The sequence below is a fragment of the Burkholderia sp. MS389 genome (genome assembly GCF_016899425.1).
Lineage (GTDB): Bacteria > Pseudomonadota > Gammaproteobacteria > Burkholderiales > Burkholderiaceae > Burkholderia > Burkholderia sola.
Window position 1 is genome coordinate 416,414 of record NZ_CP045996.1, and the last position, 13,380, is coordinate 429,793.

The 13,380-nt window shown below is 67.8% G+C and carries 11 protein-coding genes; 7 read left to right on the top strand and 4 right to left on the bottom strand.

The annotated features are described in order from the left end of the window. Positions 1–198: 198 nt before the first annotated feature. On the top strand, positions 199–432 hold the full coding sequence (locus GJG85_RS31535; protein WP_050013549.1) for a flagellar transcriptional regulator FlhD: 234 nt from the start codon (positions 199–201) through the stop codon (positions 430–432). Between the two features lie 148 nt (positions 433–580). On the opposite strand, the gene proP is transcribed toward GJG85_RS31535, so the two are convergent. Together proP and GJG85_RS31545 are read right to left on the bottom strand one after the other, a co-directional pair. Next, on the bottom strand, positions 581–2,050 hold the full coding sequence (gene proP / locus GJG85_RS31540; RefSeq protein WP_089490089.1) for a glycine betaine/L-proline transporter ProP: 1,470 nt from the start codon (positions 2,048–2,050) through the stop codon (positions 581–583). A 277-nt stretch (positions 2,051–2,327) separates the two neighbouring features. Beyond that, a complete protein-coding gene (locus GJG85_RS31545) occupies positions 2,328–3,356 on the bottom strand; it encodes a DNA topoisomerase IB (RefSeq protein WP_089490088.1) in 1,029 nt (342 codons plus the stop codon). 373 nt (positions 3,357–3,729) lie between these two features. Between GJG85_RS31545 and GJG85_RS31550 the strand changes: the two genes are divergently transcribed. Genes GJG85_RS31550 through GJG85_RS31570 form a run of 5 tightly spaced genes read left to right on the top strand, consistent with a single transcriptional unit; the run spans position 3,730 to position 8,713 of the window. Then, positions 3,730–4,692: an ABC transporter substrate-binding protein gene (locus GJG85_RS31550; RefSeq protein ID WP_006481192.1), complete on the top strand. Its 963-nt coding sequence runs from the start codon at positions 3,730–3,732 to the stop codon at positions 4,690–4,692. A gap of 60 nt (positions 4,693–4,752) precedes the next feature. After that, positions 4,753–6,267 (top strand): sugar ABC transporter ATP-binding protein, encoded by a 1,515-nt coding sequence (locus GJG85_RS31555; RefSeq protein ID WP_069619852.1) that lies wholly within the window; start codon positions 4,753–4,755, stop codon positions 6,265–6,267. After that, a complete protein-coding gene (locus tag GJG85_RS31560; protein WP_050013545.1) occupies positions 6,264–7,307 on the top strand; it encodes an ABC transporter permease in 1,044 nt (347 codons plus the stop codon). Before GJG85_RS31555 ends, GJG85_RS31560 begins: the two co-directional genes overlap by 4 nt. Next, positions 7,304–8,392 (top strand): galactofuranose ABC transporter, permease protein YjfF, encoded by a 1,089-nt coding sequence (gene yjfF, locus GJG85_RS31565; RefSeq protein ID WP_050013544.1) that lies wholly within the window; start codon positions 7,304–7,306, stop codon positions 8,390–8,392. The genes GJG85_RS31560 and yjfF overlap by 4 nt, the downstream gene beginning before the upstream one ends. Positions 8,393–8,407: 15 nt before the next feature. Beyond that, positions 8,408–8,713: a hypothetical protein gene (locus tag GJG85_RS31570; RefSeq protein WP_235356196.1), complete on the top strand. Its 306-nt coding sequence runs from the start codon at positions 8,408–8,410 to the stop codon at positions 8,711–8,713. Between the two features lie 34 nt (positions 8,714–8,747). On the opposite strand, the gene GJG85_RS31575 is transcribed toward GJG85_RS31570, so the two are convergent. Next, positions 8,748–11,099 (bottom strand): sensor histidine kinase, encoded by a 2,352-nt coding sequence (locus GJG85_RS31575; protein ID WP_204384755.1) that lies wholly within the window; start codon positions 11,097–11,099, stop codon positions 8,748–8,750. Further along, positions 11,092–11,925, bottom strand: coding sequence for a response regulator (locus tag GJG85_RS31580; protein ID WP_050013542.1), 834 nt, complete (start codon positions 11,923–11,925; stop codon positions 11,092–11,094). The genes GJG85_RS31575 and GJG85_RS31580 overlap by 8 nt, the downstream gene beginning before the upstream one ends. A gap of 642 nt (positions 11,926–12,567) precedes the next feature. On the opposite strand from GJG85_RS31580, the gene GJG85_RS31585 reads away from it, so the two are divergent. Then, positions 12,568–12,984 carry a hypothetical protein gene (locus GJG85_RS31585; RefSeq protein ID WP_179233194.1) on the top strand — a complete coding sequence of 139 codons (417 nt, stop codon included), beginning with the start codon at positions 12,568–12,570 and terminating at the stop codon, positions 12,982–12,984. Positions 12,985–13,380: the final 396 nt, after the last annotated feature.

The following is a 13,380-nucleotide window of genomic DNA, read 5'->3' on the forward strand; positions in this document are numbered from 1 at the left end:
AGGCCGAATCCGACAGCGACACATGGCGAATCGCGAATCATCGCTTTGCAAGCGGCGATTTCGCGTATGTCGGATCAGACCTGGGAATTGTCCGCATGATGCGCGTCGCCTGACATAGATTCAGGGATTCATTACTGCACGGCCGGTCGCGGCGCCGCGCGCGGCCCCGCAAGACCCGCCGTCGGCTCAGGAGCGGTCATGACCGAACAGGGCGATATCTTCGATGCAATCGCGGAATTCAATCGCGCGTATCTCGTGCTGGCCCAACGCATACTGCGTGTCCACTACGAGCAGGGCAAGCGGCAATTGGGCATCTCGGATGAAAGTGCCGCAACGATCGTCGCGCTGACGGCCGATCAGATCGACGAACTCGCGGTCGGCGGCGAACTTGTCTGCGAATTTCGCGCCGAAAACGCGCCGGGGCGCGCGTGATCCATCGTCCGGTTTTCGCGCATGGGCGTCCGACCCACGTCCGCGAAGCGGAGGCGTCGTGGCAAGCCCGTTGCCCATTCGAACGATCGCGCGAACGGCGACGCCCGCGCAAGCCGCGCGGCGTCGCATCGGCCCGCAGAGGCCCGCGTTACGCGCGCTCGCTGATCGCCGTGAACTTGCGGTCGCGCACCCGCGCTTCGTCGGCGCCGCCGTGCACGAGGCTCAACGCTTCCGCGCGGCTCGCGACGCACGGCCCGGAGCCAAGTAGCGGCTGGCGCGCGGTTTCGCGCAGCGCGAGCACCGACACGATGCCGATGAACGACGCGCCCATCAGGTAGTACGCGGGCATCATCAGGTCGCCGGTGCGATCGACCAGCCACGCGGCGACGAGCGGCGTCGTGCCGCCGAACAGCGACACCGACACGTTGAAACCGATCGCGAGCGCGCCGTAGCGGATCCGCGTCGGGAAGAGGGCAGGCAGCGCCGACGGCATCACGCCCGTGAACGTCGACAGCAGGATCCCGTAGATCAGCATCCCGCCGAAGATCGGCAGCATGCCGCCGGTGCGGATCAGCATCAGCGCCGGCACCGACAGCGCGAGCAGGCCCACGCAGCCGGCCATCATCACCGGCTTGCGGCCGATCTTGTCGGACAGGTGCCCGGCGTACAGCGTCATCGGCATCATCAGCACCATCACGAGCAGCACCATGAAGAGGCCGTGCGATTCGCGCACGTGCAGCGTCGCCGACAGGTAGCTCGGCAGGTACGACAGCGCCATGTAGTCGGTCACGTTGAAGATCAGCACGAGGCCGACGCATTGCAGCAGCGGCTTCCACTGTTCGACGAGCAGCGTCGCGAAGCGCTGCTTCGGCCGCGCGCGCTCGTCCGCTTCGCGTGCTTCGGCCTCCTTCTGGAAGGCCGGCGTTTCCTCGAGCTTGAGCCGCACGTAGAGGCCCACGAGGCCGAGCGGGCCGGCGATGAAGAACGGCACGCGCCAGCCCCATGACAGCAGCGCTTCCTGCGACAGCGTGGCCGTCAGCAGCGCGACCGTGGCCGCGCCGAGCGTATAGCCGATCAGCGTGCCGAACTCGAGGAAGCTGCCCATGAAGCCGCGACGCTTGTCGGTCGAGAACTCGGCGATGAAGGTCGCCGCGCCGCCGTATTCGCCGCCGGTCGAGAAGCCCTGCACGAGGCGGGCGACGAGCAGCAGGATCGGCGCCAGGATGCCGATCGACGCATAACTCGGGATCAGGCCGATCGCGAAGGTGCCGACGGCCATCATGATCATCGTCGCGGCGAGCACGCGCTGGCGGCCGATGCGGTCGCCGAGCGGCCCGAACACCATGCCGCCGAGCGGACGCACGAGGAACGCGGCCGCGAACGTGCCGAAGGTCGCGAGCAACTGCGCGGACGGGCTGCTCGACGGGAAGAACACCTTGCCGAGCGTGACGGCGATATAGCTGTAGACGCCGAAGTCGAACCATTCCATCGCATTGCCGAACGCCATCGCGCCGACCGCGCGCTTGAGGACGGCCGGGTCGACGATCGTGATGTCATCCAGCTTGATGGACTGGCGCGAAGACCGGGTTTTCGCGGGGCGCGCTTGCGATGAACTCAATGATCTCTCCTGGAATGGCCTTGGCGGCGCGGCCGGCGGGAATGCAGCGGGGGCGTGCGGGCCGACGGACAGCGAAGGCGGATGTCTCGGGGATGCCTCGATGCCGGTGGCGTGACGCGCGCGGCGGACGACACCGGGCAGGTGTGTTGTGCGAACCAGTTTAGAGAAACGGGCGCGAGCGGCTATCGGTCATGCGCCCGGAACCCGGTGGTAAACGACACGCGGGGAAGCAGCGATGCCGATCGCGCCCCGGTGGGCGCAGGCGCGGCGTGGACGGTCATCTCGCCGGGCGCCGGCTCGCGGAGACCAGCAACGCGACGAACGCCGCTTCGTCCGCGCGCAGGCCGCGCGGCGTACGCCGGACCGCGAGCGCGGCGAGCGTGCCCGCCTCGAACGCGTCGAGTACAGCCGGATGGATGTAGCAGCGCCGGCACACGGCCGGCGTGTTGCGCAGCAGGTCGGCCACCGCGCGCACGGTCTCGACGATCTGCTTGCGCGCATGCGTGACGCCGCGATGCTCGATGCGCCGCAGCAATCCGAGCGCGTGCACGCTGCCGGCCCAGGTCCGGTAATCCTTCGCGGTGAAATCGGCGCCGCCGGCCTCGCGCAGGTAGTCGTTCACGTCGGACGACCCGACCGGATGGCGTACGCCGTCGTCGTCCACATACTGGAACAGCTCGTGCCCGGGCAACTCCGCGCAGCGCCGGACGATCCGCGCGACCCGCGCGTCGTCGACCGTCACGTCGTGCTCGATCCCGCTCTTGCCGGCAAAGCGCAGCCGCACCTGGCCGGGCTGGATCTTCAAATGGCGCTTGCGCAGCGTCGTCAGCCCGTACGAGCCGTTTTCGCGCGCATATTCCGCGTTGCCGATCCGCGCGAGCGTCGTATCGAGCAAGCGGACGATCGTCGCGACGACCTTGTCGCGCGGCATACCCGGCAGCGCCAGATCGCGCGCGACGCGGGCGCGGATGCGCGGCAGCGCCCGCGCGAACGCGGCCATCCGCGCGTACTTGTTCGCATCGCGGGTTTCCCGCCATTGCGGGTGATAGCGGTACTGCTTGCGGCCGCGCGCGTCGCGGCCCGTCGCCTGCAAGTGGCCGAGCGGGTCGGCGCAGATCCACACGTCGGTGTACGCGGGCGGGATCGCGAGCGCGTCGATGCGGGCGATTTCCGCGGCATCGCGAATCCGCATGCCGTCCGGCCCGTAGTACGCGAAGCCGTTGCGCAGCCGGCGGCGCGTGTAGCCGGGCTGGCGGTCGTCGACATGGCGCAGCGCCGCGACGGCGCTCGAAGCGGGCCGCTTCATGTCGCGACGCGCCGGCCGGCGGCGGCGGTGCGCGGCGACCCGCGCTCACGGGCAGCGATCATGCTTGTCTCCTTGGGTTCGCGTGAAGGGCGCTCGCCTGGCATGGGGTGCGAACAGCCATTGCGACGGAGCAAGAACCGTGCGCCGCCGCGCCCGGCCTCGCTCGCGTGGTTAGGTGTTTATACGCATGCCGATTCCGGCATCGCCCCAATCCAATATTTCATTGGAAGGTTATCGGACTTGTTCCTAAACTGATGCGGGGCCTGTATACCGCGCCGGCACGACACGCCGGCCGGGGCAGCCCGATCCGCGCCAGCGCCACGCAGAAACACAACAGCGCCGCGGCACACAACGACATCATCGGAGACGGACCATGACATTCATCAGGAAGCTCGCGGCCGGCGCGATCGTCGCCGCGGCGACGGTGCTGGCAGGCGGCGCGCACGCGCAGCAAAAGCCGATCACGCTCGGGTTCTCGCAGGTCGGCGCGGAAAGCGCGTGGCGCACCGCGAACACCGTATCGGTGAAGGGCGCGGCGAAGGACGCCGGCATCAACCTGAAGTTTTCCGACGCACAGCAGAAACAGGAGAACCAGATTCGCGCGATCCGCTCGTTCATCGCGCAGAAGGTCGACGTGATCGCGTTCTCGCCGGTCGTCGAATCGGGCTGGGAGCCGGTGCTGACCGAAGCGAAGGCCGCGCATATCCCGGTGATCCTGACCGACCGCGGCGTCGACGTGAAGGACCCGTCGCTGTACGTGACGATGATCGGCTCCGACTTCCTCGAGGAAGGGCGGCGCGCCGGCCACTGGCTCGAAGAGCGCTACAAGAACGATGCGGGCCCGATCAATATCGTCGAGCTGCAGGGCACGGTCGGCTCCGCGCCGGCCAACGACCGCCGCGCGGGCCTGCTCGAAGTGATCAAGAACAATCCGAAATTCAAGGTCATCGCATCGCAGAGCGGCGACTTCACGCTCGCCGGCGGCAAGCAGGTGATGGAAGCGTTCGCGAAGACCTACGGCAAGCAGATCAACGTCGTCTACGCGCACAACGACGACATGGCGCTCGGCGCGATCCAGGCGATGGAAGAGGCCGGCATCAAGCCCGGCAAGGACGTCAGCGTCGTGTCGTTCGACGCGACCAAGGGCGGCTTTCAGGCGATGGTCGCGGGCAAGATCAACGTCGACGTCGAATGCAGCCCGCTGCTCGGCCCGCAACTGATGACCGCGGTGAAGGACGTGGTCGCCGGCAAGCAGTTGCCCAAGCGCATCGTGACCAACGAGACGGTGTTCCCGATGAACGTCGCGGCGCAGGTGCTGCCGACCCGCAAGTACTGACCTGTCCGCTCGGACGGCGGCGTCGCGGCCGCCGTCCGGCGACGCTTCGAGGGAGGATGCATGCAGAGTCCGCCGGTGGTCGAGATGATCGGCATCGACAAGTCGTTTCCGGGCGTCAGCGCGCTGCAGCGCGTGGACTTCCGGTTGTTTCCGGGCGAGATCCACGCGCTGATGGGCCAGAACGGCGCGGGCAAGTCGACGCTGATCAACGTGCTCACCGGCGTGCATGCGCACGATGCGGGCGAGATTCGCGTCGGCGGCGCGCCGGTGAATTTCGCCGCGCCGCGCGAGGCCGAGGCGGCCGGGATCCAGACGCTGTATCAGGAAGTGAACCTCTGCGCGAACCTGTCGGTCGCGGAGAACATCTTCGCGGGCCGGCAGCCGATGCGGCGCGGCGCGATCGACTGGAAGACGATCCACGCACGGGCGCGCGACGCGCTCGCCGAACTCGATCTCGCGCTCGACGTCACGCGTTCGCTCGATTCGTATCCGATCGCGGTGCAGCAGATGGTCGCGATCGCGCGGGCGGTGTCGGTCGACGCGCGCGTGCTGATTCTCGACGAACCGACGTCGAGCCTCGACGACGGCGAGGTCGCGCGGCTGTTCGACGTGCTGCGCCGGCTGAAGGCGTCGGGTATCGCGATCCTGTTCGTCACGCATTTTCTCGAGCAGACCTATGCGGTGTCCGACCGGATCACCGTAATGCGCAACGGCGAGCGCGAAGGCGAGTACCTCGCGCGCGACCTGCCGGTCGACGTGCTGGTCGCGAAGATGACCGGCCGCGAGCGCATGTCCGACACGTTGCAGGCCGGCGCCGCCGCGGTCGAGCGTACCGCCGCGGCCGATGCGCCGTTCCTGTCGATGCAGCAGGTCGGCCGTCGCGGGATGATGAGCGCGCTCGATCTCGACGTGCGCCCCGGCGAGATCGTCGGGCTGGCCGGACTGCTCGGCTCGGGCCGCACCGAAACCGCGCAACTGGCGTTCGCCGCCGCGCGCCCCGATACCGGCGCGATCGAGATCGACGGCGCGCGCAAGCGGCTCGCGTCGCCGCACGACGCGGTGCGCAACGGGATCGCGTACTGCCCGGAGGATCGCAAGAAGGAGGGTATCGTCGCCGCACTGTCGATCCGCGAGAACATCGTGCTCGCGCTGCAGGCGCGGCGCGGCTGGTGGCGGCTGATCGGTCGGGCGCGCCAGCGCGAGATCGCGGACACGTATATCGCGCGGCTCGGCATCAAGGCGCGCGACGCGGAACAGCCGATCGGACTGCTGTCGGGCGGCAACCAGCAGAAGGTGCTGCTCGCGCGCTGGCTCGCGACGGACCCGAAGCTGCTGATTCTCGACGAGCCGACGCGCGGCATCGACGTCGCCGCGAAGTTCGACATCATGGAGCGCGTGCTCGCGCTGTGCGCGCAGGGGCTTGCGATCCTGTTCATCTCGTCGGAGATCGGCGAGGTCGTGCGCGTGAGCCACCGGATCGCGGTGCTGCGCGACCGGCGCAAGGTCGCGGAGCTGAGCGGCGCCGATGCGTCCGAGGAACAGGTTTACCGGTTGATCGCAGGAGGCCAGTCATGACGTGGCTACGCACGCTGTTTCGTCATTCGCTCGCGTGGCCGGTGCTGACGCTCGTGCTGCTGTTCGCGCTGGACGTCGCGCATCGTCCCGGTTTCCTGTCGATCGCGCTGCTCGACGGCCATCTGTTCGGCGCGCCGATCGACATCCTGAATCGCGCGGCGCCGCTCGTGATCGTGTCGCTCGGCATGACGCTCGTGATCGCGACGCGCGGGATCGACATCTCGGTCGGCGCGATCGTCGCGATCGCCGGCGCGGCGGCCGCGACCGTGCTGGAGGCGGACCCGTCGCAAGTCGGCACGGCGCTGGTCGCCGCGCTCGGCGTCGGGCTGCTGGCCGGCGCGTGGAACGGGCTGCTCGTCGCCTTCGTCGGGATGCAGCCGATCATCGCGACGCTGATCCTGATGGTGGCCGGGCGCGGCATCGCGCAACTGCTGACGGGCGGCCAGATCATCCCGATCGGCGCGCCCGGCTACCTCGCACTCGGCGGCGGCTATCTCGCGACCGTGCCGTGCGCGGTGTGGATCGCGCTGGCGACGATCGGCGCGATCGCGCTGCTGGTGAACCGCACGGCGCTCGGGCTGTTCATTCGCGCGATCGGCGTGAATCCGGTCGCGACGCGGCTCGTCGGGCTGCGCTCGGGTGCGATCGTGTTCGGCGTGTATCTGTGCTCGGGCGTGATGTCGGCGCTCGCGGGCATCCTCGCGAGCTCGAACGTGCGCAGCGCCGACGGCAACAACGCGGGGCTGCTGCTCGAACTCGACGCGATCCTCGCGGTCACGCTCGGTGGCACGTCGCTGCTCGGCGGCCGCTTCAGCCTCGCGGGCTCGGTGCTCGGCGCGCTGATCATCCAGACGCTCACCTACACGACCTATTCGATCGGCGTGCCGCCGGAGGCGACGCTCGTCGTCAAGGCGGTCGTCGTGATCGTCGTGACGCTGATCCAGTCGGACGCGGCGCGCGCGCTGCTCGTGCGGCATGCGTCGCGGCTGCTGCCTTCCGCGCGATCGCGCGCCACCACCACCGGAGCGACGCCGCGATGACCCGTTTCCTTGGCCGCCTCGCCGATCCGCGCACGCTGCCGATCGTCGTGACGATCGTGCTGTTCGCCGCGCTGTTCGGCTTCGGGTCCGTGATGTACACGGGCTTTTTCTCGATGCAGGTATTGACCGGCCTGCTCGTCGACAATGCGTTCCTGCTGATCGTCGCGATCGGGATGACGTTCGTGATCGTGTCGGGCGGCATCGACCTGTCGGTCGGCTCGGTCGTTGCGCTGACAACGATCTTCTGCGCGGTCGGCGCCGAACGGCTGCACTGGCCCGTGTGGGTGATCGTGCCGCTGGTGCTCGCGTTCGGCGCGCTGTACGGCGCGGCGATGGGCGCGCTGATCCACTACTTCAAGCTGCAGCCGTTCATCGTCACGCTCGCCGGGATGTTTCTCGCGCGCGGCGCGTGCTTCCTGATTACGACGCAGTCGATCACGATCAATGCGCCGGCGTTCCATGCGATCGCGGGCATCAGCGTGCCGCTCGGCAGCGGCATGCTGAGCGCCGGTGCGCTGATCGCGCTCGCGACGCTCGCCGTCGCGATCTACGTCGCGCATTTCACGCGCTTCGGCCGCAACGTGTATGCGGTCGGCGGCAACGAACGCTCGGCGCTGCTGATGGGCTTGCCGGTCGCGCGCACGAAGGTCGGCGTCTATGCGCTGAGCGGCTTCTGTTCGGCGCTCGGCGGCGTGGTGTTCACGCTCTACGTGCTGTCGGGCTACGGGCTGCAGGCGCAGGGGATGGAGCTTGACGCGATCGCCGCGACCGTGATCGGCGGCACGCTGCTGACGGGCGGCGTGGGTTACGTGATCGGCTCGGTGTTCGGCGTCGGCATCCTCGGCACGATCCAGGTGCTGATCACGTTCGACGGCACGCTGAGTTCGTGGTGGACGCGGATCGTGATCGGCGCGCTGCTGTGCGTGTTCTGCGTGCTGCAGCGGGTCATCGAGCGGCACGCGACGCGGCGCCGCACCGGCGGCACGGGGCTCGGCGCGCGGCGGCCGACGCAGGCTGCCGCGCCCGCGCGGCCGGCGCCGCCCAAGGAGGACATCGGGCTGGTATCGACGATGCGGCGATCGTAGTGCGACCGACTACCCTTGCGCGAGGAGAACACGATGAAGCGCGATGATCTGACGACGGGCATGGCCGATGCGCTGGCCGTCGAGCATGGCCGTCGGCCGCTGCTCGACCTGGGCGACGCGCGCGACTGCCGGATCGTGGCCGACGCGCTGCGGGTGCTGCTGCGCGAGCGCTCGGAAGCGCTGGCGTTCGCGATGCGCGTGGCCGACGAGCATGGCCGGCCGCGCCCGGATGCCGGCGAATTCGGCTTGACCGACATCATTCGGCTGGCCCGCGTGGTCGAGCGGGCCGATCGGCGGCGCGCGGGAATCGCGGTGGAGTGACGCGCGCGGCCGCATGCCGCTTGCGTCCGCGCCGTCACGCCGGCCCGGTCGTGTCCGCCTCGGTGTCGAACGACGTATCCGCGACGCGCGTGCGTTTCAGCGAGCCGGCCAGTCTTTCGATCGCCGGCAAGTCCAGCGCATCGAGGTGCGCGCGCACTTCCTGCGCGAACGGCGCATGGTCCGGCTCGTCCGCATACTGGCCGAGCCATTCCTCGATATCGGTCAGCCGGCCCTCGCCGGCGAGCGCGATCAGCTCGGCGAGCGCGTCGGCGGGCGGGCAGCGCATCGCGGGCGCGGCGCTGGCCGGTTCCGCTTCGACGGCGGGATCGAACCGCCTGACGAGCCCCGACGCCGGCGCGAGCGCATGGCCGAGGGCCGGCGCGACGACCGCGAACGAGAACGTCGTGCCGACGCCCGGCTGGCTCGCGACGGCCAGCTCGCCGCCCATCGCGGCGACGATGCGCTGCGCGATGAACAGGCCGAGCCCGGTGCCGCCGTTCACCGCCTGCACCTGCTGGTACGCGCGGAAGATGTCATCGGTCGCGCCGATGTCGATGCCGATGCCCGTATCGGCGACCTCGAACAGCAGGCGCCATGCATCGCCTTCGCGCGACGCGTGAACCGACAGCGCGACCGTGCCGTCGCGCGTGAATTTCGATGCGTTCGACAGCAGGTTCAGCAATACCTGTTGCAGGCGAATGCCGTCGATCCGCACCGTGCGCGGCAGCGCCGTGACCGGCCGATAGACGAACCGGTTGTGCTGCTGCTCGCACAGCGCGGCCGCGTAGTGGCCGATGTCGTCCAGCAGCCCGGGCAGGTCGGTGCGATCGGGCGCGACGCCGAGCGGCTGGAGTTCGGCCTTCGTGAACGCGAGCAATTCGTCGATCAACGCGAGCTGATAGCGGATGCTGCGGTCGATCGACCGGATCAGCCGCTCCTGCCCGCGCGTCGCGCCTTGCAGCAGCAGCTTCGCGTAACCGTTGATCGTCGACAGCGGCGCGCGCAGGTCGTGGCTGACATAGCCGAGCGTCTCGATCTTCTGCTGCATGTGCGTCTTCGATTGCTGCAACGCTTCGTTGAGCGCCACCGTGCGCCGCGCGACCTCGTCGCGCAGCCGGTCCTGCTCGGTGAGCTGCCAGTGTTCGAGCCGCTTGCGTGCCTCGGTGCGCTGCCGGCCCACGTGGTGGATCCACGCGGCCAGCACCAGCAGGTGCGTCGCCAGCCCGATGATCGCGATGACGGGGTTCGGAAAGACGTCGGAGTGGATCCATGACAGCACGGACGGCAACGCATCCCGGCCGTCGAGTATGCGGATCAGCATGTTGAAGGTCGCGAACCCGACCGCGATCAGCATCACGCGGGCCGTCGGGGTGCGCCGGATCACGAGCATCAGTGCGAGACTGATGTTGACGAGCGCGAGCACGGTGTTCAGCCACAGGCAGAACCGGGCGAAGGTCGCCAGATCGCCGAACGCCGCACCGATTATCCCCGCGCATTCGAGCGCGAGAAACACCATGTACACCGCGCGCATCGGGATGTTCGCCTTCTCGCGATGCGAGACCATCAGGATGAAGGCGATGAAGCACGCAACGGACAGGTACACGAAGATCGTTTCGCCGCGCGTCGACCACTCGCGCGCGCCGGGCAACAGGAGCATCGCGAGATAGCCGCGGTACGCCGCTTCGAACAGCGCGGTGTTCAGGGTGAGCGCGGCCAGCACGTGAAACACGCCGCTGCGCGAGAAGAAGCCGATCAGCAGCGCACACCAGACGAGAGCGAGCAGCCCGCCGAAGAATCCGAAGTTCCACATCGACGCGTGCAATTCCTGCGCGATCCACGCGTCGCGGGTGAACGCGACCGGCGCAAGCCGCATTTCCTTGCGCGACGTGATGCGGATCAGCACGGGGAGTCGTTCGCCCGCGCGCAGCGTGACGTCGAGGGTCGGGTAGCGCGCCGGCGCACCGCTCGCGTCGCCGCGGTCGGTCGGGAAGCTGCGCTCGAGCATCCATTGGCCGTGCCGGTCGACATAGAAGTCGGCGCGATCGACGCGCGCGTCGCGAATCGCGAGCACCAGCGGGCGCGTCTCGCTGTCGCGGTTGACCAGCGTCGCGCGAACCCACCACGCCGAGCGCGAAAACGACACGTTGAACGCGGTCGCGGTTGTCGGGGCCGCGCGTCGCGACGGCTCGGCGAGCTGCGCGGCTACCTCGGCGGCGGACATCGTCGCGCCGGCGTCTTCGAACACCGATACGGCTTCGAGTTGCGCGGGATTCGGCGCCGTTGCGGCACGGGCCGTGGCGTACGTGACGCACGTGGCGGCCAGCGCCGCCAGAAGCAGGAGCGCCGCGCGACAACCCGCCGCCCATGCCGCGCCGCGCCTACGCATCGCCGTGGCGCCCGCCCGGTGCGGCCGGCGCGTCGAGCGCGTGGCGCTGGCGTCGCCAGTCGGACGGCGTGATGCCGAAGCGCTCGCGAAACGCCGTCGCGAAATTGCCGGGCGTGGAGAAGCCGATTTCCTCCGCGATGTCGCCGATCCCCATCGACGTTTCCGACAGGAAGTGCATCGCGGCGCGCAGCCGCGTGTCCCGCAGATACTCGAACACGGTCTGGCCGAGATGATCGCGGAACACGCGCGACAGCCGCTTTTCGTGCGTGCCGACCTGTTTGGCGAGATCCTCCAGCGCCGGCGGATGGCGCAGGTCGCGCAGCAGCACGTCGCTCGCCGCGCGCACGAGGGCCGCGTCGGGACTGTCGGGCAGTTCGGGCAGGTGCGCGAACGGCTGGCTGCGCCGCACGCGCTTCAGGTGATTGCGGATGCGCGCGATGACTTCCGCGGGTTCGAACGGTTTGACGATGTAGTCGAGCGCCCCCGTTTCGAGCCCCGCGATGCGATCGTCGAGATCGCCCGCGGCCGTCAGGATGATCACCGGAATGGACTGCGTCGACGGCGTCGACGCCAGCAGCCGGCTCGCGGCGAAACCGTCCATGCGCGGCATGCGCACGTCCATCAGGATCAGGTCGGGCGCGATGGCCTGTGCGCGATGGTAGGCCTGCAACCCGTCGAACGCGACGCTGATCCGGCATTGCGCGGCGCGCAGGATTTCCGTCAACAGCCGCAGGTCGTTCGGGCGATCGTCGACGATCAGAATATGTGCGCCAGCGAGATCCGGCGTGGTGCGAGGCGGCGCCGGACTGGGCAAGCGGGATGGCATGGTTGCGAACGCGTTGGAAGGGAGGGGGGCCGATCAGATCGTCAACATCGTTATCTGGACGATTGTTGCAAAAAATTATATGCCGACAATAGCGCCGGTGGCGGGATTCCGTGCGGCGCGTGTGGGCTTGTCGCACGGCGTCGCGAGTATGCGGCGGTGTCGTCCGTTTTCCGGGAAAAGGGCAGGGAAAATATGCCGAGTCGACTTCGTTGATTTCGGTCTTTATTTCCGATTATATGATTGTCGAAGTTGAAATGGCCCGAATCATGAATTCGCACTCGCATTATCGAAAATTCGATGGCGATGTGTAATGACGTTCGCTAAATCATGAATCGTTCGATTAATTTCCGGCCGATTCGGGATCGATATTGCGTTGTCGTGAAAATCGGGTTGCCTTCCAATATGTATGAATGTAAATGCAGTCCGCTCTGGAAAAGGGTTTGTCCGCCGCAGAAAAGGTTTTTTTGAGGGAATGTCGGCAAACTAGCCCTGACGCGGCTGGAGTCGGTTCTTTCACGGACGTCGGCTGCTGTAAAGATTGCGGTTGTCATCGCCGTCCGGGCATCCAGTATTCAACGTTTCATTGAAGAATGGCATTCCCGCATGATGGGACGAGGCAACGAAAATAATGGGCACGAGGTAATGAAGACGTCATCATTCGCGCCATCGCTCGATGTGAAAGGCGAGTCGCGAAGCGGTGGGGTTTTCCGGGTGTTTGAGGCATCGGGCAACAAGAAATCGTCAAACAAATTCGATCGATTAATTCGATGCCGGGGTCGTTCGGCGCGTGGCCGGTTGTTCGGGGAAATCCGGAACGGCCGTCGCCGGTCGGACGAAAAAGGGGTGGGCGACTTCGCGTCGGCGGCCGGGCGGTTCGACCGAGCCGGCGGCCACGCGCGGCGCTCTTCGAATCAGGCGGATACGAACAATATGAATACGACAAGCATGGCAGGTCAGCGCACCGGGTCGATCGATCCGGTGCCGGCTGTCAGCGTCAGCGATCCGGCGGCGCATGCTTCAGATCCGGGGACGGCACGGCGCCTTACGCCACCTGAATGAAACACGACGGGCCACCCGCGGCGCGGGTCGGTATCCGTTCGTCCAGCGTCCGAGCGACGCATTTCCAGTGAGAGTCGAAGTCGCCTTCCGTTTGGCGCGACGGTGTACGCACGTGCGGATGCGCGCTGCGTCGTGCGTCATGTCGCCGTCGGGCCGGCGATGTCGATGTCCATCAATCGATAACTGACGATCGTGATCGCGCAGCGCGCCGAACGGGCATGCGCGACGGTCGATCGTGCAATCGCGACGTGGGTCGCGCGTGTCGGGCACCGCCGTACGTTGTTTTGATTAGTCATGCAAAGTAAGTGGCGGGACGTCGCGATACAGGCGAAAGCAAAGCGGTCAGCACTTCGCCTGGCACCGCGCCCGCTGCTGCGTCATCCAGCACATGTGAAC

Coding starts and splice junctions, on each gene's coding strand:
- yjfF (WP_050013544.1), top strand. CDS start 7,304: ATGACCCGTTTCCTTGGCCGCCTCGCCGATCCGCGCACGCTGCCGATC.
- GJG85_RS31560 (WP_050013545.1), top strand. CDS start 6,264: ATGACGTGGCTACGCACGCTGTTTCGTCATTCGCTCGCGTGGCCGGTG.
- GJG85_RS31545 (WP_089490088.1), bottom strand. CDS start 3,356: ATGAAGCGGCCCGCTTCGAGCGCCGTCGCGGCGCTGCGCCATGTCGAC.
- GJG85_RS31555 (WP_069619852.1), top strand. CDS start 4,753: ATGCAGAGTCCGCCGGTGGTCGAGATGATCGGCATCGACAAGTCGTTT.
- GJG85_RS31535 (WP_050013549.1), top strand. CDS start 199: ATGACCGAACAGGGCGATATCTTCGATGCAATCGCGGAATTCAATCGC.
- GJG85_RS31575 (WP_204384755.1), bottom strand. CDS start 11,099: ATGCGTAGGCGCGGCGCGGCATGGGCGGCGGGTTGTCGCGCGGCGCTC.
- GJG85_RS31580 (WP_050013542.1), bottom strand. CDS start 11,925: ATGCCATCCCGCTTGCCCAGTCCGGCGCCGCCTCGCACCACGCCGGAT.
- GJG85_RS31550 (WP_006481192.1), top strand. CDS start 3,730: ATGACATTCATCAGGAAGCTCGCGGCCGGCGCGATCGTCGCCGCGGCG.
- GJG85_RS31585 (WP_179233194.1), top strand. CDS start 12,568: ATGAAGACGTCATCATTCGCGCCATCGCTCGATGTGAAAGGCGAGTCG.